This is a genomic window from Streptomyces sp. SCUT-3 (assembly GCF_014083985.1).
Lineage (GTDB): Bacteria > Actinomycetota > Actinomycetes > Streptomycetales > Streptomycetaceae > Streptomyces_H > Streptomyces_H thermolineatus.
Genome location: NZ_CP046907.1, coordinates 1,601,711 through 1,622,938, shown reverse-complemented (window position 1 = coordinate 1,622,938; position 21,228 = coordinate 1,601,711). Strand labels below are relative to the sequence as shown.

The window sequence follows — 21,228 nt, the reverse complement described above, 5'->3', positions numbered from 1 at the left end:
CTGCCGCAAGAGGCCCCCGTCCGTGCGACGGGGGCCTCTTCGCGATCTGCGACACTGGAAGAACCATGCCTGCTCCCGGAGAACTCACCTTCGCCGTGCCGCGCGGGGCCAAGAAGCCCCCGCGGCACCTCGCCGACCTCACTCCCGCCGAGCGCCGCGAGGCCGTCGCCGCCCTCGGCGAGAAGCCGTTCCGCGCCGGCCAGGTGTCGCGGCACTACTTCGCCCGCCTGGCCGACGACCCCGCGGACTGGACGGACGTCCCCGCCGCCGCGCGGGCGAAGCTCGCCGAGGGGCTGCTGCCCGACCTGATGAGCGTCGTGCGGCACGTCTCCTGCGACGACGACGCCACCCGCAAGACCCTGTGGCGGCTCTTCGACGGCACCCTGGTGGAGTCGGTGCTCATGCGCTACCCGGACCGGGTGACCATGTGCATCTCCTCGCAGGCCGGCTGCGGCATGAACTGCCCCTTCTGCGCCACCGGCCAGGCCGGGCTGACCCGCAACCTGTCCACCGCCGAGATCGTGCACCAGATCGTGGCCGGGATGCGGTCCCTGCGCGACGGGGAGGTGCCCGGCGGCCCCGCCCGGATCAGCAACATCGTCTTCATGGGCATGGGCGAGCCGCTCGCCAACTACAACCGGGTGGTCGGCGCGATCCGCCGCCTCACCGACCCCGAGCCGGACGGCCTGGGCATCTCCCAGCGCGGCATCACCGTCTCCACCGTCGGCCTGGTCCCGGCGATGCTGCGGTTCGCCGACGAGGGCTTCAAGTGCCGCCTGGCGGTCTCGCTGCACGCCCCGGACGACGAGCTGCGCGACACCCTCGTGCCCGTCAACACCCGCTGGAAGGTCGGCGAGGTCCTCGACGCGGCCTGGACGTATGCCGAGGCCTCCGGGCGGCGGGTCTCGATCGAGTACGCGCTGATCAAGGACATCAACGACCAGGCGTGGCGGGCCGACCTGCTGGGGAGGCTGCTGAAGAACCACCGGGCCCACGTCAACCTCATCCCGCTCAACCCGACCCCGGGTTCGAAGTGGACCGCCTCCCGCCCCGAGGACGAGCGGGAGTTCGTCCGCAGGCTCGAGTCGCACGGCGTGCCGGTGACGGTCCGCGACACCCGGGGCCAGGAGATCGACGGGGCGTGCGGCCAGCTGGCGGCCTCCGAAAGCTGAACCGCTGCTAAGGTTCGCTCGAACGCACACGGCGACAAGCCGACACACATATTTCCGACAGGGGAGCGCACAGCGCTGAGAGTGCGGACCGCCACCGGCGACGGGGCGGCCGCAGACCCTCGAACCTGAACCGGGTCATGCCGGCGTAGGGAGTTCGGTCATCACCTCGAGCTGTCGTGCCCTGCCCGTCCACCGGGAGGCACAACTGATGAACACCAACCGCTGGCGGACGGTCGACATCGTCGTCACCGCCGTCCTCGGCGCCGCGTTCGGCGTCGTCTTCTGGGCCTGGAGCGCCCTGTGGGAGGGGCCGGCCAACGCCCTGCCCCTCCCCGCCCGCGGCATCCTCTACGGGGTCTGGCTGATCCCCGCCCTCCTCGGGCCGCTGGTGGTGCGCAAGCCCGGCGCGGGAGTCTTCTGCGAGCTGGTGGCGGCCACCGTCGCCACCTTCTTCGGCTCCCCGTGGGGCCTGACCACCGTCCTGTACGGAGTGCTCCAGGGAATGGCGGGCGAGGCAGCCTTCGCCGCCACCGGCTACCGCGTCTGGCGCCTGCCCACCGCCCTGGCCGGCGGCGCCCTGGCCGGCGCCGCGGCCGCGCTGCTGGACGTCACGCTGTACTACGCGGACACCTCCGCCGGGTGGCAGGCCGTCTACGCGGCGCTCCTCGTGGTCAGCTCCGCCCTCCTGGCGGGCCTGGGCTCGTGGGCCCTGACCCGTTCGCTGGCGCAGACCGGCGTGCTGGACCCGTTCCCCTCCGGCCGCGAACGCGCGGCCGTCTGACCCGGCCCGGCGGCGAGCACGGTACGGCATGGGCACGGTACGGCTGAGCGGCTTCGGACACCGGCACGCGGGGCGCCGCCGGTGGGCGCTTCGCGGGCTCGACCTGCGGATCGAGCACGGCGAGCGCGTCGCCCTGCTCGGGCCCTCCGGGGCCGGCAAGTCCACGCTCCTCGCCGTGCTCGCCGGCCTGCTCGGCCCGGAGGCCGGCGAGCGGGAGGGCACCGTCGAGGTCGACGGCCTGGACCCGCGCCTGGCCAGGGAGCGGACCGCGACGGTCTTCCAGGACCCGCGCTCCCAGCTCGTCATGGAGCGGGCCGGGGACGACGTGGCGTTCGGACTGGAGAACCGCGGCGTGCCGCCCGAGCGGATCTGGCCCCGGGTGGACGAGGTGCTCGACCTGGTCGGGTTCCCCCACGGCCGCGACCGGTCCACCCGGGCGCTCTCCGGCGGCGAGGAGCAGCGGCTCGCCCTGGCCGGAGCCCTGGCGCCGCGCCCCGGCCTGCTGCTGCTGGACGAGCCGACGGCCAACCTCGACCCGGACGGGGCCCGCCTGGTCCGCGAGGCGCTCGCCGCCGTGCGCGACACCACGGTGCTCATGGTCGAGCACCGGATCGCGGACGCGCTGCCCCTCCTCGACCGGGTGGTGGTGCTGGAACCGGGCGGTGGGGTGCGCGCGGACGGCCCGCCGGAGCGGGTGTTCGCCGAGCACGGTGCGCGGCTGGCGGCCGAGGGCGTCTGGGTTCCCGGCGTGCCGCTGCCGCGGCGCACCGCACGGCACGGGGCGGGGGAGCGGCTGCTCGCCGCCTCCCGGCTGACGTTCCGCCACCCCGGCGCCCCCCGCCCGGCCCTGGACGGACTGGACGGCCTGGAAGTGCGGGCGGCCGAGGCGCTGGCCGTCCTGGGGCCCAACGGCACCGGCAAGTCCACGCTCGCCCTCCTGCTCGGCGGCCTCCTCGCCCCGACCTCCGGGGAGGTGACGGCCACGGCCGCGCTGGCGGGCCGGGACGCGGCCCGCCCCCCGCACCGCTGGCGGGCGAAGGACCTGGCACCGCGGATCGGGTCGGTCTTCCAGGAGCCCGAGGCCCAGTTCGTCACCGCCAGGGTGCGCGACGAACTCACCGCGGGCCCGGGACGGCGCCCGCGCCGCCGTCCCGGGGGCCGGCCGGACCCGCGGGACGCCAGGGCCGGCGAACTCATGGACCGGCTGGGGCTCGGCGCCCTGGCGGAGGCCAACCCGCACACCCTCTCCGGCGGGGAGCAGCGCCGGCTGAGCGTCGCCACGGCGCTGGCGGCGGCACCCCGCCTGCTGGTCCTCGACGAACCGACGTTCGGTCAGGACCGCCGCACCTGGATCGAACTGGTGGACCTGCTGGCCGACCTGAGGGACGAGGGGCACGGCATCGTGGCCGTCACCCACGACCCCGACTTCACCGCGGCCCTGGCCGACCGCGAGGTGCGCCTGCCGCGCCCGGGGGCCGCCCCGTCCCCGGGCGCCGCCCCGTCCCCGTCCCCGGGCACGCCCCCGTCCCCGTCCCCGGGCACGGCCCCCGGGCGGGGCCGCGGCCCCGGCCACAGACCCCCCACCGCACCGGCGGAGCACCGTTGACGGACCCACTCGCCCCGATCGCCGACCCGGCCGCCCCCCTGGCGCGGCGGAACCCCGCTGCCAAACTGGCCGCGGCCGCCGTCCTCACCCTCGCCCTGGTCGTCACCCTCGACCCGGTGGCCCCGGGGGTTGCCCTCGCGGCCGAGCTGCTCGCCGCGCCCCTGTTCGGCATCCGCCTCGCCGCGCTGATGCGCAGGGCCTGGCCCCTGCTGGTCAGCGTGTCCGGAGCGGTGCTGACGCTCGTCCTCTTCGCCGAGGACCGGTCCGGCACCGTACTCGTCGACCTGGGGCCGTTCACGGTCACCACCTCCGTGATGTCCTCCGCCCTCGCGCTGTCCCTGCGCCTGTTCGCCGTCGCGCTCCCCGGGGTGATCGTCCTGGCGACGACGGACCCCACGGACCTGGCCGACGCCCTGGTGCAGAACGCCCGGGCGCCGGAGCGCTTCGCGATCGGCACGCTGGCCGCGCTGCGGCTCGTTCCGCTGCTGACCCAGGAGTGGCGGACGATCGTCCTGGCCCGGCGCGCCCGGGGCATCGACGCCGGGCGCAACCCCGTGGCACGCCTGAGGCTGTTCGCCTCTGCGGCCTTCACCCTCCTCGTCGGGGCGATCCGGAGGGGCACCCGTCTGGCGGCGGCGATGGAGGCCCGCGGCTTCGACTCCGGGGCGCCGCGGACCCACGCCCGCCGGCAGGTGTTCACCCGGGCCGACACCGCCCTGGTGGCAGGAGCCGCGGCGCTGGCCGCAGCGGCGCTGACGGCGAGCGTGCTCACCGGCGCCTTCCGTCCCGTCTTCGGAGGCTGACCGCCCGGCCCCGGCCCCGGCCCGGCCTTCCGCCCCGGCCCGTCCGGCGGGTTCAGGAATCCAGGGGGAGCGCCGCGAGCACGGCGACCACGGCCGTCACGGGGAGGAGGATCCCCGCCGTCGCCGCCACCCGCAGCGCCACGACGCCCCGGCGAACCCCCGGAGGAGTGCCCAGGCCGGCCAGTGCCGCGGCCGACGGCCGCCGCGCGTGCCGGCACTCGCCGAGCGCCACCAGCACCGTGCCGAGGACGCAGACGGCCACCAGCACCGCGCCGAGGACCGCCAGCGGCCCTGGAGGACGCTCCTGCGCGACGGTCCACAGGCGGACCCCCGCGACTGCGCCGCAGAGCGAGGCGCACAGGAGGCCGAGCGGGCGTCCCACCCGCAGCGCCTCCTCCTGCAGGCCGCGGCCCGCGACCAGCCGGGCCACCCCCGGGCGGAGGAGCTCGAGGGCCCGGCCCGCGGCGTGCACCAGCGCCGGGCATGCCAGTACCAGTCCGGCCACGGCCAGGGCCCATCCCGCGGCCACCACCGGGGCCGCCGTGCCGAGCCCCCCCGGCAGCGGCAGCCGGGCCCCGGGGGCGGGCTCGGTCCACCGGGCCGCGTACACCTCGACGCCCAGGCCGAGGGCGGTCAGCAGCACGCCCCGCCCCAGGCCCGCGGGCACGGCGGCTCCCGTGTCGTCGGGCCCGGGGTCGGGCTCCCTCCCGCCGTTCCCGGGGCCGCCGTGCCCCGGTACGGTGCGCGTGTCGAGGAGCACCTCGGACGCCACGGCCCCGCCGGAGGACGCGGCCTCCGTCCCCTCCGACGCGGTGTCGCGGCCCCCGGCCGCGGCCGCGGACTCCGCCGGGGGGACGGGCGCCGGGGCGGCCGCAGGGCCGGGACGCAGGGCGACGGCACAGGTCAGGGCCGCCGCGGCCGGGGTCAGGGCGAGCAGGGTCACCGCCCCTGCCAGCGGCAGGGGCCGCCCGGCACCGAACGCCTCCGCGGGCCAGCCGGCCGGCGGTGCGCCCAGCACACCTGCCAGGTGACCGCGCAGGTACAGCAGGCAGGCCCCGGCGGCGACGCTCCCCAGCGCGCAGGACAGGGCGGCGGAGGCGGCGGTGAGCAGGGGCACCCGGGCCGGGAGGAGGCCGACGGCGGCCAGCGCCCCGTGCAGCCGCCCGGGGGGCTCGGCGTGCGCCACGGCCAGGCTCAGGCGGACGGCCGCCGCCAGCGGGACCGCGCACCACAGCAGCCGCACCGCGGAGGCCGCGCCCTCGGCCGGGCGTGCCAGGGCGTGGCCCATGGCGGAGAGCAGAAGCAGGCCGACGCCTGCGGACGCCGCGGCGACGAGCAGGCGACGCAGGAGTGCCGGGGGCCGCGAACCGAGGGCCAGGCGCAGGGTCAGCACGATGAGCTTCCTTTGGCCGCCACGGGATCCGCGGGCTCCGCGTCGGCAACCGGCCCTGCGTCGGGGACGGGCTCCGCGTCGGGGACGGGCTCCGCGTCGGGGACGGGCTCCGCGCCGGGCGCGGGCTCTGCGTCGGAGGCGGAGGAGGGGGCGGGCGGGGAGGACGGGGCGGCTCCGGCCGGGGCGGCCGTGTCCGTGTCCGTGCCCGGGGCGCGGAAGCCGTCGACGAGTTCCACGACGCGGTCGGCGTGCGCCGCGACGTCCGGGTCGTGGGTGGCCAGCAGCACCGTGATCCGATGGGTGCGGGCGGCCGCGGTCAGGGTGCGCAGCAGCTGCACCCGGTCGGCGAGGTGCAGCGGCGCCGTCGGTTCGTCGGCGAACAGCACCTCGGGGGCGCCGGCGAGGGCCCTGGCGAGCGCCACGCGCTGGGCCTGGGGGCGGTTCAGCCGCGCCGGGCGGCGGCGCGCGCAGTCGGCGACCTCCAGCCGCTCGAGCCACTCCTGGGCCGTGGTCCGCGCGGTACGGCGCGGCACCCCTTTGAGCAGCAGGGGCAGGGCGGTGTTCTCCCGGACGGTGAGTTCGGGGACGAGTCCGGCCTCGCCGCCGATCCAGGCGAAGCGGTCCAGCCGCAGCCGGTCGCGCACGGCGGACGGCAGGGCGTGCAGCTCGGCGTCGCCGAACCAGACCTCGCCGCTGTCGGGCCGGGTCCGGCCGGCCAGGCAGCCCAGCAGGGTGGTCTTCCCGGCTCCGCGGGGGCCGGTGACGGCGAGGACCTCGCCCTCGCGCACGCCGAGCGAGACGCCGCGCAGCGCGGGCGCGCCCCGGTACGTCTTCACCAGCGCGCGGGCCCACAGCACGTCGTTGTCGGGCGGGGCGGTCATACGCGGCACCTCCGCATCTGCGCTTCCTTCGCCGGTTGAACGATTCCGGGCGGAATCGGTCACGGGTGAAGGAAGCGGATGCGGAGGCGGGGGCAGGACGGGCGCCGGGGCCGGCGGGGCTGCCGGGGCCCGGCGCCCGCCGGCAGGTGCGCGGCGGCCCCGGGGCGGGCCGCCGCGCACCCGAGGGTCAGAGCTTGGTCCAGGCCTCGGTGAGCACCGTGCGCAGGATGCCCTCGATCTCGTCGAACGTCGACTGGTCGGAGACCAGCGGCGGGGCCAGCTGGATCACCGGGTCGCCGCGGTCGTCGGCGCGGCAGTACAGGCCGTTGTCGAAGAGCGCCTTGGACAGGAAGCCGTACAGGACGCGCTCGGTCTCCTCCTCGTCGAAGGACTCCTTGGTGACCTTGTCCTTGACCAGCTCGATGCCGTAGAAGAAGCCGTTGCCGCGGACGTCGCCGACGATCGGCAGGTCGTGCAGCTTCTGCAGGGTCGACAGGAAGGCGCCCTCGTTGTCCAGCACGTGCTGGTTGAGGCCCTCGCGCTCGAAGATGTCGAGGTTGGTCAGGGCGACGGCCGCGGAGACCGGGTGGCCGCCGAAGGTGTAGCCGTGCAGGAAGGTGTTGTCGCCCTTGTAGAAGGGCTCGGCGAGCCGGTCGGAGATGATCGCCGCGCCGATGGGGGAGTACCCCGACGTCATGCCCTTGGCGCAGGTGATGATGTCCGGCACGTAGCCGAACTTGTCGCAGGCGAACATCGTGCCCAGCCGGCCGAAGGCGCAGATGACCTCGTCGGAGACGAGCAGCACGTCGTGGCGGTCGCAGATCTCGCGGACCCGCTGGAAGTAGCCGGGCGGCGGCGGGAAGCAGCCGCCGGCGTTCTGCACCGGCTCCAGGAAGACGGCGGCGACCGTGTCGGGGCCCTCGAAGAGGATCTGCTGCTCGATCTGGTCGGCGGCCCAGCGGCCGAACGCCTCGGGGTCGTCCCCGAACAGCGGCGCGCGGTAGATGTTGGTGTTCGGCACCTTGTGCGCGCCGGGCACCAGCGGCTCGAAGGGGGCCTTCAGTGCCGGCAGGCCGGTGATGGACAGGGCGCCCTGCGGGGTGCCGTGGTAGGCGACGGCGCGCGATATGACCTTGTGCTTGGTCGGCTTGCCGGTCAGCTTGAAGTACTGCTTGGCCAGCTTCCACGCGGTCTCGACGGCCTCGCCGCCGCCGGTGGTGAAGAAGACCTTGTTCAGGTCGCCCGGGGCGTGGTGGGCCAGGCGCTCCGCCAGCTCCACGGCCTTGGGGTGGGCGTAGCTCCACACCGGGAAGAAGGCCAGCTCCTGGGCCTGCTTGAAGGCCGTCTCGGCGAGCTCCGTGCGACCGTGCCCGGCCTGCACGACGAACAGGCCGGCCAGGCCGTCGAGGTACTTGCGGCCCTTGTCGTCGTAGATGTAGGTGCCCTCACCCCGCACGATGGTCGGCACGGGGGAGTTCTCGTACGACGACATGCGGGTGAAGTGCATCCACAGGTGGTCGTACGCCGTCTTGGAAGGGTTCTTCGCGAAAGCGGCGTCGGCGCTCATGGCTATCTGGTTCCCCAGGTGTAGGTCTGCTTCCGGAGCTTGAGGTAGACGAAGCTCTCGGTTCTCCGGACCCCGGAGAGGGCCCGGATGCGTTTGTTGATCAGTTCCAGGAGGTGCTCGTCGTCCTCGCAGACGACCTCCGCCAGCAGGTCGAAGGAGCCGGCCGTGGCGACGACGTAGTCGACCTCCTCCATCCCCGCCAGCGCGTCGGCGACGGGGTCGATGTCCCCCTCGACGGTGATGCCGACCATGGCCTGCCTCCGGAACCCCACGGTGAGCGGGTCGGTGACGGCGACGATCTGCATCACGCCCTGGTCGAGCAGCTTCTGCACGCGCTGCCGCACCGCCGCCTCCGACAGGCCCACGGCCTTGCCGATGGCGGCGTACGGACGGCGCCCGTCCTCCTGGAGCTGCTCGATGATCGCCTTGGAGACGGCGTCGATCGCCGGCGATCCGTTCTTGTCTCGAGTGGCCACGGGAGCCACTGTGCATGACGGATCGTCTGTCTGGCAAGCCCAATGCGCCGAAATCCGTTGCTCACGGTCTCGTAACGTACTGATTCCATTGTTGCGGGGTGGTGGGTGTGTCGAATACGACAGTGTCCCGACTAGGCTGGGGTACAACAGCGGCGAAACATGCCGCCCGAGGACAGGAGAAAGGGCTGTGAGCGAGCTCCGCACGCTGCGCAACTACATCAACGGCGAGTTCACCGATGCCGCCGACGGCCGGACCATCGAGGTGATCAACCCGGCCACCGGTGAGGTCTACGCGACCTCCCCGCTGTCCTCCGCCGCCGATGTGGACGCCGCCATGGCGGCCGCCGAGGCCGCCTTCCCCGCATGGCGCGACGCCACCCCGTCCGAGCGGCAGAGGGCGCTGCTGAAGATCGCCGACGCGATCGAGGAGCGGGCGGAGGAACTGATCGCCGCCGAGAGCGAGAACACCGGCAAGCCGCTGGCCCTCACGCGGGACGAGGAGATCCCGCCGATGGTCGACCAGATCCGCTTCTTCGCCGGCGCCGCCCGCCTGCTCGAGGGCAAGTCGGCCGGCGAGTACATGGACGGGCTGACGTCCTTCGTGCGGCGCGAGCCGGTGGGCGTGTGCGCCCAGGTGGCGCCGTGGAACTACCCGATGATGATGGCCGTGTGGAAGTTCGCCCCGGCGCTCGCCGCGGGCAACACGGTCGTGCTCAAGCCGTCCGACACCACCCCGGCCTCCACCGTGCTGCTGGCCGAGATCCTCGGCGAGCACCTGCCCAAGGGCGTCTTCAACGTCATCTGCGGCGACCGCGACACCGGCCGCCTGATGGTCGAGCACCACGTGCCGGCCATGGCCTCCATCACCGGTTCGGTGCGCGCCGGCATCGAGGTCGCCGGCAGCGCGGCCAAGGACGTCAAGCGGGTCCACCTGGAGCTGGGCGGCAAGGCGCCGGTCGTCGTCTTCGAGGACGCCGACATCGCCAAGGCCGCCGAGGAGATCGCGGTCGCCGGCCTGTTCAACGCCGGCCAGGACTGCACCGCCGCCACCCGCGTGCTCGTGCACGACTCCGTGCACGACGAGTTCGTCGCGGCCCTCGCCAAGGAGGCCGCGGGCGCCAAGACCGGGCAGCCGGACGACGAGGACGTGCTCTTCGGCCCCCTCAACAACGCCGCCCAGCTGGAGAAGGTCTCCGGCTTCGTCGAGCGCCTCCCCGAGCACGCCAAGGTCGAGGCCGGCGGCCACCGGGTCGGCGACAAGGGCTACTTCTACGCCGCCACCGTCGTCTCCGGCCTGAAGCAGGACGACGAGATCGTCCAGAACGAGGTCTTCGGCCCCGTCATCACCGTGCAGCGGTTCACCGACGAGGACCAGGCCGTCGGCTACGCCAACGACGTCGAGTACGCGCTCGCCTCCTCGGTGTGGACCAAGGACCACGCCCGCGCCATGCGGATGTCCAAGCGCCTCGACTTCGGCTGCGTGTGGATCAACACCCACATCCCGCTGGTCGCCGAGATGCCCCACGGCGGCTTCAAGAAGTCCGGCTACGGCAAGGACCTGTCCGCCTACGGCTTCGAGGACTACACGCGCATCAAGCACGTCATGACCTCCCTGGGCTGAGCCCGGGCGGCGCGGCGCGCACCCACCGTGCGCGCCGCGCCGCGTCATGCGCCGCGCCGTGCCGTGCACCGTGGCGTGCCGTGCACTGTGACGTGTCATGCACTGTGCGGGCCCCGGGGACGTTCCCCCGGGGCCCGCAGTCGGTCGGTCGGGCCCCCGGCCGCCGCGCGGGCTCAGCCGGAAGTGCGGTCCGCCAGGTAGGCGTCGATCTCGGCGGTCAGCCGCCGCTTGCCGGCCGGGTCCATGAAGGACGCCTCCACGGCGTTCTTCGCCAGCGCGGCCACCCCCGCCTCGTCCAGGTCCAGCAGCCGCGCCGCCACCGCGTACTCGGTGTTCAGGTCGGTGCCGAACATCGGCGGGTCGTCGCTGTTGACGGTGATCAGCAGCCCGGCGTCGGCCATCTGCCGGATCGGGTGCTCCTCCAGGGCGGACACGGCGCGGGTGGCGATGTTGGAGGTCGGGCACACCTCCAGCGGGATGCGGTGCTCGCCCAGGTGGTCCACCAGCCGGGGATCCCGGACGCTGGAGGTGCCGTGGCCGATGCGCTCGGCGCGCAGGTCCCGCAGCGCGTCCCACACCGACTGCGGCCCCGTGGTCTCGCCCGAGTGCGGGACGCTGTGCAGGCCGGCCGCGATCGCCCTGTCGAAGTACGGCTTGAACTGCGGGCGCGGCACACCGATCTCCGGACCGCCCAGCCCGAACGAGACCAGCCCCTCGGGCTGCAGCTGCGTCGCGATGCGCGCGGTCTCCTCCGCGGAGGCCAGGCCCGCCTCCCCGGGGATGTCGAAGCACCAGCGCAGCACCACGCCCAGCTCCGCCTCCGCCTGCTTCCGGGCGTCCTCGATCGCCTCGACGAACGCCACGTCCGGGATGCCCCGGCTGGTCGAGCTGTACGGGGTGACGGTCAGCTCCGCGTACCGGATGTTCTGGGCCGCCATGTCCCGGGCCACCCCGTAGGTGAGCAGCCGCACGTCCTCCTCGTCGCGGATCAGGTCCACCACGGACAGGTACACCTCGATGAAGTGCGCGAAGTCGGTGAACGTGAAGTAGTCCGCCAGCAGCGCCGGGTCCGCCGGGACCTTCCCCGGGTGACGGGCGGCCAGCTCGGCCACGATCTGCGGTGACGCGGAACCGACGTGGTGCACGTGCAGTTCGGCCTTCGGCATGCCCGCGATGAACGCCTCCAGACCGGTGGGCGGTACGGCGGGCGCAACTGCGTCGGACATGCGGGACCTCCTGTGCGGGGGAGACGGAGCCCCCCATCGTAAACGTGTGCGGAGGCACCGGGCGTGGGCCTTAGCATGGCGGCCAGTCTGCACAGGAAGGTCGGGATGACCGAGAACAGGGGGGACTCCGGGCCCATACCCGGGACCGGGGCCGGGGATGGGACCGGAACCGAGGCCGGAAGCGGAACTGAGACCGAGCGCGGGGCCGGGGCCGGGACAGAAGCGGAGGCGGGGGCGGCGGCCGGCAATGCGTCCGGGACCGGGCCGGAAGCCCGCGCCGGTGAGGGGACGCCGGCACCGGGCGGCGGCCCGTCACTCCGGAAGGAAGGGGAGAGCGGGGGGAACGCGGAAAGCACGAGGAGCGGGAAGGACGACGGGAGCGGCGGCGGCGGGAACGGGAAATTCGACCCCTGGGCCCCGCCCGCACAGGACGGCGTGCCACTCCGGAAGCCGTCCGGACCGCAGCCCGTGCCGGGGAACCCGTACGCGGAACCGCCGCCGCCCCCTCTGCCCGGCGCGGTCCCCGTGCACGTCCACGGGCCGGGGCCCGGATACGGGTACGGGTACGGCCCGGACGGCTCCGTCGGCTACTGGGACGGGCCGGGAGCGAGCAACGGCGTCGGGACGGCGGCGCTCGTGTGCGGAATCGTCGCCCTGGTCCTCTCCGTCGCCTGCTTCGGGGCCTTCCTCGGCTTCTTCGTCGGCATTGCCGCGCTCGTGTGCGGCATCCTCGGCCTGCGGGCGTCGAACCGCGGCCGGGCCACCAACCGCGGACAGGCCCTCGCGGGCATATGGACGGGCGCGATCTCGATGGTCATCTCGGCCGTCGTGGCCGCGGCGTTCGTCGGCCTCGCCTTCTACAGCGAGGACTTCGACGAGGACTACGAGGACGTCGCGATCGCCGAGACGTACGGCAGCACCGTGGAGTACGACAACGGTGTGCGGGTCACGCTCTCCACGCCCGAGAGGTTCGAGCCGAGTCCGTCGGCGGACGGGTACACCCCCGGGGACGACGCCTACCGGATGACCGTGACGCTGGAGAACGGGTCCGGGGAACCGCTGGACCTGTCCGAGTTCGAGCTCTACGCCTACGCCGGTCCCCGCGGCATCGAGGTCGACGAGATCTACCACGGCGCCCTGGGCACGGGCTTCGGCGACCGGGTCGCCGAGGGCGGGGAGACCGAGGCCGAGGTCGCCTTCAGCGTCCCGCCCAACCGCGACGACCTGGAGATCGAGTTCCTTCCGGACTGGTCGTACGAGTACATCTACTGGGAGATCGACCTCGAGAGCGGACAGGCCCCCGAGGCGTCCTCCGACACGGGGCCCTGAAACGCACGGACGGACGGCGGCGGCCCGGTACCCCGATGCTCCGGGGTGCCGGGCCGCCGCCGTCAGTCGCTCCGCGGCCGGGCCGCAGGCCCTCCGCCTACTGCCGGTAGGGGTTGGGGCCGCCGGCGTAAGGCTGCCCGCCCTGCTGGGCCCCGTAGTGCTGCTGCGGCCATCCGGCGTTGCCGGGGCCCGGACCGGCGCCGGGGCCTCCCGTCCACGGTCCGCCGGGCGGCGGCCCGCCGTTCCGGTCCTTCCCGCGCCTGCGCACGACCACCACGACCACGACTGCGGCGACCACCAGCAGGAACAGAACGGCTCCGCCGACCACGGCCAAGACCGTGTTGGTGTTGCGGCTGCGCTCCGCCAGGGCCTCTTCCGTCTTCCTGGCGTTCTCTGCAGCAGCCGCGGCGGCCGACTCCTCGGCGACGACGGCGCTGGGGGTCTTGAGCGGCCCCTGCTTCGGCCCGGCCGGGATGTCCTCGGTCAGCGCCCGGTACGGGCGGATGATCCCGTACCCGTAGCGCTCGTCGGGCAGGCTCTTGCCCTGCATATCGTCGGGCAGGGCTGCCGTCTTCACCAGTCGGTTGACGACCTGGCCGGCAGTCAGGTCGGGAAACTTCGCCCGCAGCAGCGCAATGGCCCCGGAGACGTAAGCAGTTGCGTTGGACGTGCCGTTGGACAGCTGGTACGGCGCCGTTCCTCCTGCGGTTCGGATGTACACGCCGGGGGCGGTGAGCATCACGTGGGGGCCGTAGTTGGACTCTTCCCAGATCTGGCCGGACCGGTCCACTGCGCCCACGGCCACGACGCCGGGGGCAGCGGCCGGGTACCCGGGTGTGGCGCTTCCGGTGTTGCCGGTTCCGGCTACGAGCACGACGTCGTGCTCGACGGCGTAGGCAATGGCTTCTTCTTCACCTTCCCGCAAGGAACCGCCTGCGAAGGACATGTTGATCACCGAGGCGCCGTTGTCGACCGCATAGCGGATCATCTCGGCCGCTGTTCCGGTGTCCTCGCCAAACATGCCGTCTTCGTTGTCACGCTTGAGGGGCAGGATCTTGGCGTCAGGGGCGAGCCCCATCACGCCCTCATTGTTGTTCGGGCCGTGTCCGTGGGCAGCAATGATAGATGCCATGGCAGTGCCGTGGTCCGTCGATGTCTGTCGGTCCGCGCGACCGCTGTCGAAGAAGTTTTTCCCTCGCAGGACATTGCCCGTAAGATCGGGATGAAGGCCGTTCACGCCATTGTCGATCACGGCCACGGTTACGCCCTCACCGGTGGACTCTTTCCAGATTGCTTCGGCGTCGAACGCATCCAGAGCCCACTGGTTGTCACGAATGCTGTCTGCGGATGCTGCGGGCGCGGCGCTCAGGAGCAGCGCTCCTGCCAATGCTGCGTTCCCGATCGCACGCAGCGTCCGTGTGACGCCCATGCCCATAACACCTCTCCTCGCGGCGAGGGGCCCGCAGTCCGGGACTGCGGGCCCCCAATTCTTCCGACTCGGTCTACTCGATTACTCGTGGAGCCACATCACGGCGAGGATCCCAGGTCTCCTCGTCCTCGACGAGATAGTCCGGCCGTTCGCCCTCGCCGCGCTTCTCCTTGTCGGAAGCACCACGAGTTCCGGGCATGCCTGCCATCGGACCTGTGCCACGCCCCGTGCCTTGGCTGGTCATTGTTCCGCCCCGACTGCGGTGCAGACCGGAGCCGCCCTGTGCCGCAGGTGCAGCCCCGCTCCTGGAAGGGCTGCCGATGGTTCCGCCGCGCTGGCGGGCGAGGCTGCCGGTGCTGCCTCCCCGGCCTGCAGTTCCACCAGAAGCGGCGGCCCCGCCACCTGGCCCGCCGACCATGCCGCCGCGACCGACTGCTCCGGAACTACGGCCGGCTGCCGGGCCGCTCCGTCCGGAACCCGCCCCGCCCGGCGCACCGGGGGCACCTGGCATTCCCAGGCGTCCGGAGGCGGGCTTTCCTGCGGTAGCAGCTCCGGGCGTTCCAGGAAGACGTGCTGTACCTGGGCGGCCTCCGCCTGCACGGCGCCCGGCACCGATGGAGCTTCCCCCGCCGGGGAGAACGGGCAGGCTACCGCCGCTTCCCGTCCCGCCACCGGTCCCTCCCACACCTCCGGGAACGTGGCTGTTGCCGGATGGCACAGGATTGGTGGAGATGCCGTCGATCACGGTGCCGATCGGGGGAGTACCCGGTTTCACGGGCTTCTGGGCTCCGCCGATGATTCCCGAGTCGCGGGGCGGTGACAGTGGAGCGACTGCGCCCGGCCCTCTTCCAGTACTGCCGGGCTTCGGACTCACCGACGAAGGGCGTGGTCTGGTGACGACGGCGGGCAGAGGCGTGATCGCGACGGGGGGCGGTTCGGAGAAGGACGGCTCCTCCACCGGATCGTTGACCCCCGGCGGCTTCGGCGGCGTTCCGATGGCCCTGGCGTTCCTCACGTAAGTGGCGCCGAGGGTCTCCATGATGACGGCGGCCTCGAGTTGGCGTTCCTTGTCGAGGGAGAGCTTGCCGCTGTTGTTGGCCAGGGCGTCTGCCGTCGACGCGCCTGAGGCGAAGTCCGCCTTCAGGCCCTTGTCGGAGCGCTCGAGTCCGTCGCCGAGCTTGTCCGTCCCCCGTTCCCAAGCGTTCGGGGGATTCACCGCGTCCAACTGTTGCTTGTAGTACGCCAAGGATTTAGCCGTGTGCTTCAGGACCTTGGAAGTCCGCTCGGCGTACGGCGCGCCGTTCGTGATGTTCTGGCTGATCTTCTTGGCCTGTGCGGCGAAGGCGTCGGCCGTGGCGCCCTCCCAGGACTTCAGGACCTTCGCCACGGCGTCGTCGAGCTGCTGCTTGATGCTCGGCTGGCCGTCGACGCCGACCACCAGGGCGTCGTGCACCCACTGCCAGTTCTCCGCGATGTCCTCGAGCACATCGGTCCTGCTGTTCGCGACCATCGCCTTCAAAGACATCAGGTCAATGGCGCGAAAAGGCGTCTTGTGCCCTCCCGGACCTGCTCCCGGGACGCTTTCGCTGTACTTCCCGCTCATTGTCGGCCCCCGAATCCCCCCAGGTCGTTTTTCACTTGAAATTGAACGTGCTGGTGTGTTGGTACTCGGCGTCCTGGTAGTTCCCCATGACCTTCGTGGTCTTGTGCTCGTACTCGTCGATCATCTGGGTCAGCACGTCCGTGAGGCCCTCGAGCCAGGACTTCATGTTGTCGTGGGCCTGCTTGAGTTCCCGGGCCTCGGTGAAGTCCTTCCCGAGCGCGCCGTCGGGCAGGTACGTCTGATGGGCCGTCTTGCCCTTCGTCTGCTCCATCGCACGCAGGACCTTGTTGATCGAGCGGACGACCTCGTCCAGCTCGTCCAGATCGACCTTGTACTGATCGGCCATCCCTGATCTCCCCGTGAGTTCTCGGTCGCTGCAGGTGCGGCTCCGGACCGGGCGGACGTGGCATGCAGGACCTGATGCCTACTGTAGCGACTCGGACGGACACGAATCGAGGCCTGCCGGCCACGTGGGGCGAGTCCCGGACAACCGGGCCGGCGAGGCGTCAGTTTCCTGCCTCAGCCGTCTTCGTCCGGGGCCTCTTCCTCCTGTCGGCCGTCCCGCAGCCGTCAGCGGCGGACGGCGTTCAGGGCGAGGAGGGCGACGTGGAGGGAGAGGCAGGACTCGACCTGGTCGAGGTCGACTCCCAGCACGCGTTCGACGCGGCGCAGGCGGTCGTAGAACGAGGGCCTGGACAGGTGGGCGGCGTCGGCCGCCGCGGACTTGTTGCGCCCGTGTTCGAGGTAGACGGCGAGCAGGCGGACGAGGTCCGTGCCGTTTTCCGCGTCGTGGGCGAGCAGGGGGCCCAATTCCCTTTCCACATAGGTCTGCAGGCGCGCGTCGTCGCGCAGCAGGTGGAGCAGCCCGCGCAGGCGCACGTCGGGCAGCCGGTAGTAGGCGCAGGTGCGGCCGCCCCCGCTGCCGCTGCCGCCGTGCCGGGCGGCGTCGGCGACCTGGGCGGCCTCCAGCAGGGTGCGGCGGGCGTCGCGCAGCGCGCCGACCGACGAGCCGGCGGCCATGAGGAAGCCGTCGCCGCAACTGCGGTGCAGGGCGGCGGACAGCGACTCCAGGGCGCGGTGCTCGGTGTCGGCGGGGCCGAGGGAGACCAGCAGCCCGACCCCGTCGTCGTCGAGGGAGCCGACGAGGGCGGTCAGACCGAGGCTGCGGACGGCGGTGGCCGCCGTCTCGGTGAAGTCCCGCAGCCGTGCCTGGGCCTCCAGAGCGGCGGAGGCGGGGCGTCCGGGGCCGGGGCGCAGGACGACGCCGACGAGGCGGCGGCCCTCCAGGGGGACGCCGAGGGCGCGGGCGCGCAGGGCGACCGCCGAGACGGTGAGGGAGTGGGTGAGGATGCCGGACAGCAGTGTGCGGTGCGTCTGCCGCTCCAGCGATTCGCGGTCGCGGTCCAGCAGCCGGTTCAGTGCCAGGGTGGACGCCCCCCGTTCGACCAGGACGGCGTGGCGGCGGGCCTCGGCCTCCGGGGTGTCCGGCCGGCCGGCCAGGACGAGGCGGCCCCAGTCCTGCCCGCGCGCGCCGACGGTGGTGACCAGCCAGCCGGTGCGGGGGTCGTAGCCGGTGCGCCCGTCGGGGCGGACGCTGCGGGAGCGGCGCTCCCAGCCGTCGAGCAGCGCCTCCGCGTCGCCGCCCGCGGCGTCGAACGCCAGCACCTGGTGGGAGAGGTTCTCCAGGACGACCGGGGCGCCGGCGATCCTGGCGACCTCGTGCACGATCTCCGCCGGTTCGGCGCCCTCCACGGACAGCTCGTTGAAGGTCTGGTGCACGGCCTCGGAGGCGCGCAGCTCGCCGAGCTGGGAGTTGACCACGTGGGCGTGGACGGCTTCGGTCACCGTCACGAAGCGGACCTCGCTGCGCAGCGCCGCCAGCGGCAGGCCGCGGCGTTCGGCGGCGCGCACCAGGGGGTCGGGGAGGGCGTCGCGGTAGCGGCGGCCGAGTTCGACGACCAGCCCCGCCGCGCCGACGTCGGCGAGGTCGTCGATGTACCGGGCCAGGGCCCCGCGGTCGTCGGGGAGGGCGATGCCGGTGCTGAGGACCAGTTCGCCGCCGTGCAGCATCCCGGCGATGTCGACGAGCTCGCTGACGTGCACCCACCGTACGCGGCGGTCCAGGCCCTCCCGGCCGGCGACGACCCGGGGCGCGCCGCGCCGCAGGGCTTCCAGCTCGAGGACCTGGGCGACGGTGGGGAACATGGGGGCCTTCCGGGGGCGGGGGGACAAGGGGCGGGACGCAGAGGACGGGCGACGGGGCGCGGGAGCGGGGCCGCCGGCCGACCGTCGGCCGACCGCCGGTCGGCCACTGGCGGTTGGCGCAGTGTAAAGGCGGCGCCGTGCGGGATGCCGGTGTGACGGGTTGAGGCCGCCGAGAGGTTGCGCCATTGTCGCAGAAAGACAGATTCCGTCGTGTAACCAAAAGGAAACAACGGAATCCCTTGTTGATTCCCACAGGCTTTGTCAGGATCGGCACCCACGCCGGTCGATCGCTACGCCTGGGTGACCGAAGGGTCACTGGTTGCACGAACACTGCAGGAACATCGGGTGAGGAGAGACGATGGACGACCGCACCGACATCACGGCACAGTTCGCGGACGGGGCCCAGTACGTCGCGGGCGGGCTGCGGCCGGGGACGTCCGGGCGGACCCACCGGGTGGTCGATCCCGCCACCGGTGAGGCGGTCCACGAGTTCGAACTGGCCGGCCCGGCGGACGTGGACGCGGCCGTCGCCGCCGCGAAGGAGGCCCTCCCCGGCTGGGCCGGGGCCACTCCGGCCGAGCGCTCCGAGGCCATGCACCGCTTCGCGGCGGTCCTGGCGGAGCGGGCCGAGGAGCTGGCCGCCGCCGAGTCCCTGCAGTGCGGGAAGCCGATCAGGCTCTCCAGCGGGTTCGACGTCCCCGGGACGGTCGACAACACCGCGTTCTTCGCCGGTGCGGCCCGGGTGCTGGAGGGTCGCGCCGGGGGCGAGTACTCGGCCGACCACACCTCCTACGTGCGCCGCGAGCCGATCGGCGTGGTCGGTTCGATCGCACCGTGGAACTACCCGCTGCAGATGGCGGCCTGGAAGGTCCTCCCGGCGATCGCCGCGGGCAACACGATCGTGCTCAAGCCCTCGGAACTGACCCCGCTCACCTCCTTGATGTTCGCCCGCGCGGCCACCGACGCCGGAATCCCCGACGGCGTGGTCAACGTGATCACCGGGGCGGGCCCGGACGCGGGGGAGCGGCTGGTGGGCCACCCGGACGTGGCCATGACCTCCTTCACCGGCTCCACCGCGGTCGGCAGGCGGGTCGCGGAGCTGGCCCTGGGCACCGTCAAGCGGATCCACCTGGAGCTGGGCGGCAAGGCCCCGTTCGTGGTCTTCGACGACGCGGACCCGGAGGCCGCGGCCCACGGCGCCGTCGCCGGCTCGCTGATCAACACCGGCCAGGACTGCACCGCGGCCACCCGTGCCTACGTACAGCGCCCGCTCTTCGACGCCTTCGTCGAGCAGGTGGCGGCCCTCTTCGAACGGGTGCGCCTGGGCGACCCCTTCGATCCGCTCACCGACCTCGGGCCGCTGGTCTCGCACGCCCAGCGCGACCGGGTCGCCGGCTTCGTCGACCGCGCCCGCGCGGCCGGGGCCACCGTCGTGGCCGGCGGCGAGGCCCCCGCGGGGGACCTGGCCCGGGGCGCCTACTACCGCCCCACCCTGGTCACCGGCGCCGCCCAGGACAGCGAGATCGTCCAGCAGGAGGTCTTCGGCCCCGTCCTGACGGTCCTGCCCTTCGACACCGACGAGCAGGGCCTGGCCCTGGCGAACGACACCCCCTACGGCCTCGCGGCCTCCGCCTGGACCCGCGACGTCCACCGCGCCCTGCGCGCCACCCGGGAGCTCCGGGCCGGCTGCGTGTGGGTCAACGACCACATCCCGATCATCAGCGAGATGCCGCACGGAGGCTACAAGGCATCCGGCTTCGGCAAGGACATGTCGATGTACTCCCTGGAGGAGTACACGCAGGTCAAACACGTCATGCAGGACATCACCGGGGCCGCCCGCAAGGACTGGCACCGCACGGTTTTCGGAGACCGGTAAGAACCTCGGAAGGGCACGGCACATGGAACAGTACGAACCCCTCTCGCCGCCGGTGCGCGCGGCGGTACGACGCAGCATGACCGACGGGCGCGGTGCCCTCGCCCGCCGGTCGCTGCTGCGCGCCACGGCGGCGGGAGCGGTCGGGGTCGCCGCCCTGACGGCCTGCGGCATCCCGCCCGCGTCCAGCAGCGCCGGCGGCGCCCCGTCCGAGGACGACTCGGACAAGGACAAGAAGGTCAACTTCTCGAACTGGACGCAGTACATCGACGTCTCCGACGACGAGAAGACCCGCCCGACCCTGGAGCGCTTCGCCAAGCGCACCGGGATCAAGGTCTCCTACACCGAGGACATCAACGACAACGTCGAGTTCTTCGGCAAGATCAAGCCGCAGCTGGCCGCCGGCCAGGACACCGGCCGGGACCTGATCGTCCTCACCGACTGGCTCGCCGCCCGGATGATCCGGCTGGGCTGGGTGCAGAAGCTCGACCCGGCGAACCTGCCCAACGCCTTCGCCAACCTCCAGCCCCAGTTCCGCAGTCCGGCCTGGGACCCGGGGCGCGCCCACTCCTACCCCTGGAGCGGCATCTCCACCGTCATCGCCTACAACATCAAGGCCACCAAGGGGAAAGAGGTCACCTCCGTCTCCCAGCTGCTGGACGACCCCTCCCTCAAGGGGCGGGTGGCGCTGCTCTCGGAGATGCGCGACACCGTGGGGATGACCCTGCTCGACATGGACAAGGACCCCGGGGACTTCACCGACGACGACTACGACGCGGCCGTCGCCCGCATCCAGAAGGCCGTCGACAAGCAGCAGATCCGGCGCTTCACCGGCAACGACTACACCGGCGACCTCAACAAGGGCGACATCGCCGCCTGCACGGCCTGGGCCGGCGACCTCATCCAGCTGCAGGCCGACAACCCCGACATCCGGTTCGCGATACCGGAGGCCGGATACATCTCCTCCACCGACAACCTGCTGATCCCCAACAAGGCGCGGCACAAGAAGAACGCCGAACGGCTCATCGACTACTACTACGAGCCGGAGAACGCCGCCGAACTCGCCGCCTGGATCAACTACGTCTGCCCGGTCGCCGGGGCCCGGGAGGTGCTGGCGAAGACCGACGAGAAGACGGCCTCCGACCCGCTGATCTTCCCGGACAAGGCCATGGCCGCGGCCGCCCACGACTTCCGCGCCCTCTCCTCCGAGGAGGAGACGGACTACGAGGCGAAGTTCGCCAAGCTCATCGGCGCCTGAGGCCC

16 protein-coding genes, 1 pseudogene and 1 riboswitch are annotated in these 21,228 nt (G+C 72.8%); of the genes and pseudogenes, 8 read left to right on the top strand and 9 right to left on the bottom strand.

The annotated features are described in order from the left end of the window. Nucleotides 1-65 precede the first annotated feature (65 nt). From rlmN to GQS52_RS06970, 4 genes are all read left to right on the top strand, one after another. Nucleotides 66-1,172 carry a 23S rRNA (adenine(2503)-C(2))-methyltransferase RlmN gene (gene rlmN / locus GQS52_RS06985; RefSeq protein WP_182312418.1) on the top strand — a complete coding sequence of 369 codons (1,107 nt, stop codon included), beginning with the start codon at nt 66-68 and terminating at the stop codon, nt 1,170-1,172. Between the two features lie 49 nt (nt 1,173-1,221). Beyond that, nucleotides 1,222-1,342: riboswitch (TPP riboswitch) on the top strand. 38 nt (nt 1,343-1,380) lie between these two features. Then, a complete protein-coding gene (locus tag GQS52_RS06980) occupies nt 1,381-1,953 on the top strand; it encodes an ECF transporter S component (RefSeq protein ID WP_182312416.1) in 573 nt (190 codons plus the stop codon). Between the two features lie 28 nt (nt 1,954-1,981). Then, nucleotides 1,982-3,559 carry an ATP-binding cassette domain-containing protein gene (locus GQS52_RS28205; RefSeq protein ID WP_182312415.1) on the top strand — a complete coding sequence of 526 codons (1,578 nt, stop codon included), beginning with the start codon at nt 1,982-1,984 and terminating at the stop codon, nt 3,557-3,559. Next, entirely contained in the window at nt 3,556-4,362 is an 807-nt protein-coding gene (locus GQS52_RS06970; protein WP_182312413.1) for an energy-coupling factor transporter transmembrane component T, read from the top strand. The genes GQS52_RS28205 and GQS52_RS06970 overlap by 4 nt, the downstream gene beginning before the upstream one ends. Nucleotides 4,363-4,414: 52 nt before the next feature. Here GQS52_RS06970 and GQS52_RS06965 read toward each other — a convergent pair whose 3' ends face one another. From GQS52_RS06965 to GQS52_RS06950, 4 genes and pseudogenes are all read right to left on the bottom strand, one after another. Continuing rightward, on the bottom strand, nt 4,415-5,755 hold the full coding sequence (locus tag GQS52_RS06965; RefSeq protein WP_182312411.1) for a hypothetical protein: 1,341 nt from the start codon (nt 5,753-5,755) through the stop codon (nt 4,415-4,417). 218 nt (nt 5,756-5,973) lie between these two features. After that, nucleotides 5,974-6,636: pseudogene (locus GQS52_RS06960) on the bottom strand (ATP-binding cassette domain-containing protein); the annotation flags it as partial. Nucleotides 6,637-6,823: 187 nt separating this feature from the next. Beyond that, nucleotides 6,824-8,203, bottom strand: a complete 1,380-nt coding sequence (locus tag GQS52_RS06955) for an aspartate aminotransferase family protein (RefSeq protein ID WP_182312407.1) — start codon at nt 8,201-8,203, stop codon at nt 6,824-6,826. Nucleotides 8,204-8,205: 2 nt separating this feature from the next. Further along, a complete protein-coding gene (locus tag GQS52_RS06950) occupies nt 8,206-8,679 on the bottom strand; it encodes an Lrp/AsnC family transcriptional regulator (RefSeq protein ID WP_182312405.1) in 474 nt (157 codons plus the stop codon). A gap of 187 nt (nt 8,680-8,866) precedes the next feature. Between GQS52_RS06950 and GQS52_RS06945 the strand changes: the two genes are divergently transcribed. Continuing rightward, nucleotides 8,867-10,300, top strand: a complete 1,434-nt coding sequence (locus tag GQS52_RS06945; protein ID WP_182312403.1) for a gamma-aminobutyraldehyde dehydrogenase — start codon at nt 8,867-8,869, stop codon at nt 10,298-10,300. Nucleotides 10,301-10,473: 173 nt separating this feature from the next. On the opposite strand, the gene GQS52_RS06940 is transcribed toward GQS52_RS06945, so the two are convergent. Continuing rightward, nucleotides 10,474-11,526, bottom strand: a complete 1,053-nt coding sequence (locus GQS52_RS06940; protein ID WP_182312401.1) for an adenosine deaminase — start codon at nt 11,524-11,526, stop codon at nt 10,474-10,476. Between the two features lie 468 nt (nt 11,527-11,994). Here GQS52_RS06940 and GQS52_RS06935 point away from each other — a divergent pair, with 468 nt between their 5' ends. Beyond that, nucleotides 11,995-12,855, top strand: coding sequence for a DUF4190 domain-containing protein (locus GQS52_RS06935; protein WP_182312399.1), 861 nt, complete (start codon nt 11,995-11,997; stop codon nt 12,853-12,855). 97 nt (nt 12,856-12,952) lie between these two features. Here GQS52_RS06935 and mycP read toward each other — a convergent pair whose 3' ends face one another. The 4 genes from mycP to GQS52_RS06915 form a co-directional block, all read right to left on the bottom strand. Further along, nucleotides 12,953-14,290, bottom strand: coding sequence for a type VII secretion-associated serine protease mycosin (gene mycP, locus GQS52_RS06930; protein WP_259370634.1), 1,338 nt, complete (start codon nt 14,288-14,290; stop codon nt 12,953-12,955). 67 nt (nt 14,291-14,357) lie between these two features. Beyond that, entirely contained in the window at nt 14,358-15,887 is a 1,530-nt protein-coding gene (locus tag GQS52_RS06925; protein ID WP_182312397.1) for a hypothetical protein, read from the bottom strand. A gap of 31 nt (nt 15,888-15,918) precedes the next feature. Then, nucleotides 15,919-16,233, bottom strand: coding sequence for a hypothetical protein (locus GQS52_RS06920; RefSeq protein ID WP_182312395.1), 315 nt, complete (start codon nt 16,231-16,233; stop codon nt 15,919-15,921). A 224-nt stretch (nt 16,234-16,457) separates the two neighbouring features. After that, a complete protein-coding gene (locus tag GQS52_RS06915; protein WP_182312393.1) occupies nt 16,458-18,092 on the bottom strand; it encodes a PucR family transcriptional regulator in 1,635 nt (544 codons plus the stop codon). 358 nt (nt 18,093-18,450) lie between these two features. On the opposite strand from GQS52_RS06915, the gene GQS52_RS06910 reads away from it, so the two are divergent. Both GQS52_RS06910 and GQS52_RS06905 read left to right on the top strand, forming a co-directional pair. Next, a complete protein-coding gene (locus GQS52_RS06910) occupies nt 18,451-19,968 on the top strand; it encodes a gamma-aminobutyraldehyde dehydrogenase (protein ID WP_182312391.1) in 1,518 nt (505 codons plus the stop codon). Between the two features lie 22 nt (nt 19,969-19,990). Then, complete coding sequence (locus GQS52_RS06905; RefSeq protein WP_182312389.1) at nt 19,991-21,223, top strand: spermidine/putrescine ABC transporter substrate-binding protein; 1,233 nt, start codon at nt 19,991-19,993, stop codon at nt 21,221-21,223. Nucleotides 21,224-21,228 lie beyond the last annotated feature (5 nt).

Coding starts and splice junctions, on each gene's coding strand:
- GQS52_RS28205 (WP_182312415.1), top strand. CDS start 1,982: ATGGGCACGGTACGGCTGAGCGGCTTCGGACACCGGCACGCGGGGCGC.
- rlmN (WP_182312418.1), top strand. CDS start 66: ATGCCTGCTCCCGGAGAACTCACCTTCGCCGTGCCGCGCGGGGCCAAG.
- GQS52_RS06920 (WP_182312395.1), bottom strand. CDS start 16,233: ATGGCCGATCAGTACAAGGTCGATCTGGACGAGCTGGACGAGGTCGTC.
- GQS52_RS06940 (WP_182312401.1), bottom strand. CDS start 11,526: ATGTCCGACGCAGTTGCGCCCGCCGTACCGCCCACCGGTCTGGAGGCG.
- GQS52_RS06980 (WP_182312416.1), top strand. CDS start 1,381: ATGAACACCAACCGCTGGCGGACGGTCGACATCGTCGTCACCGCCGTC.
- GQS52_RS06925 (WP_182312397.1), bottom strand. CDS start 15,887: ATGAGCGGGAAGTACAGCGAAAGCGTCCCGGGAGCAGGTCCGGGAGGG.
- GQS52_RS06915 (WP_182312393.1), bottom strand. CDS start 18,092: ATGTTCCCCACCGTCGCCCAGGTCCTCGAGCTGGAAGCCCTGCGGCGC.
- mycP (WP_259370634.1), bottom strand. CDS start 14,290: ATGGGCATGGGCGTCACACGGACGCTGCGTGCGATCGGGAACGCAGCA.
- GQS52_RS06955 (WP_182312407.1), bottom strand. CDS start 8,203: ATGAGCGCCGACGCCGCTTTCGCGAAGAACCCTTCCAAGACGGCGTAC.
- GQS52_RS06910 (WP_182312391.1), top strand. CDS start 18,451: ATGGACGACCGCACCGACATCACGGCACAGTTCGCGGACGGGGCCCAG.
- GQS52_RS06905 (WP_182312389.1), top strand. CDS start 19,991: ATGGAACAGTACGAACCCCTCTCGCCGCCGGTGCGCGCGGCGGTACGA.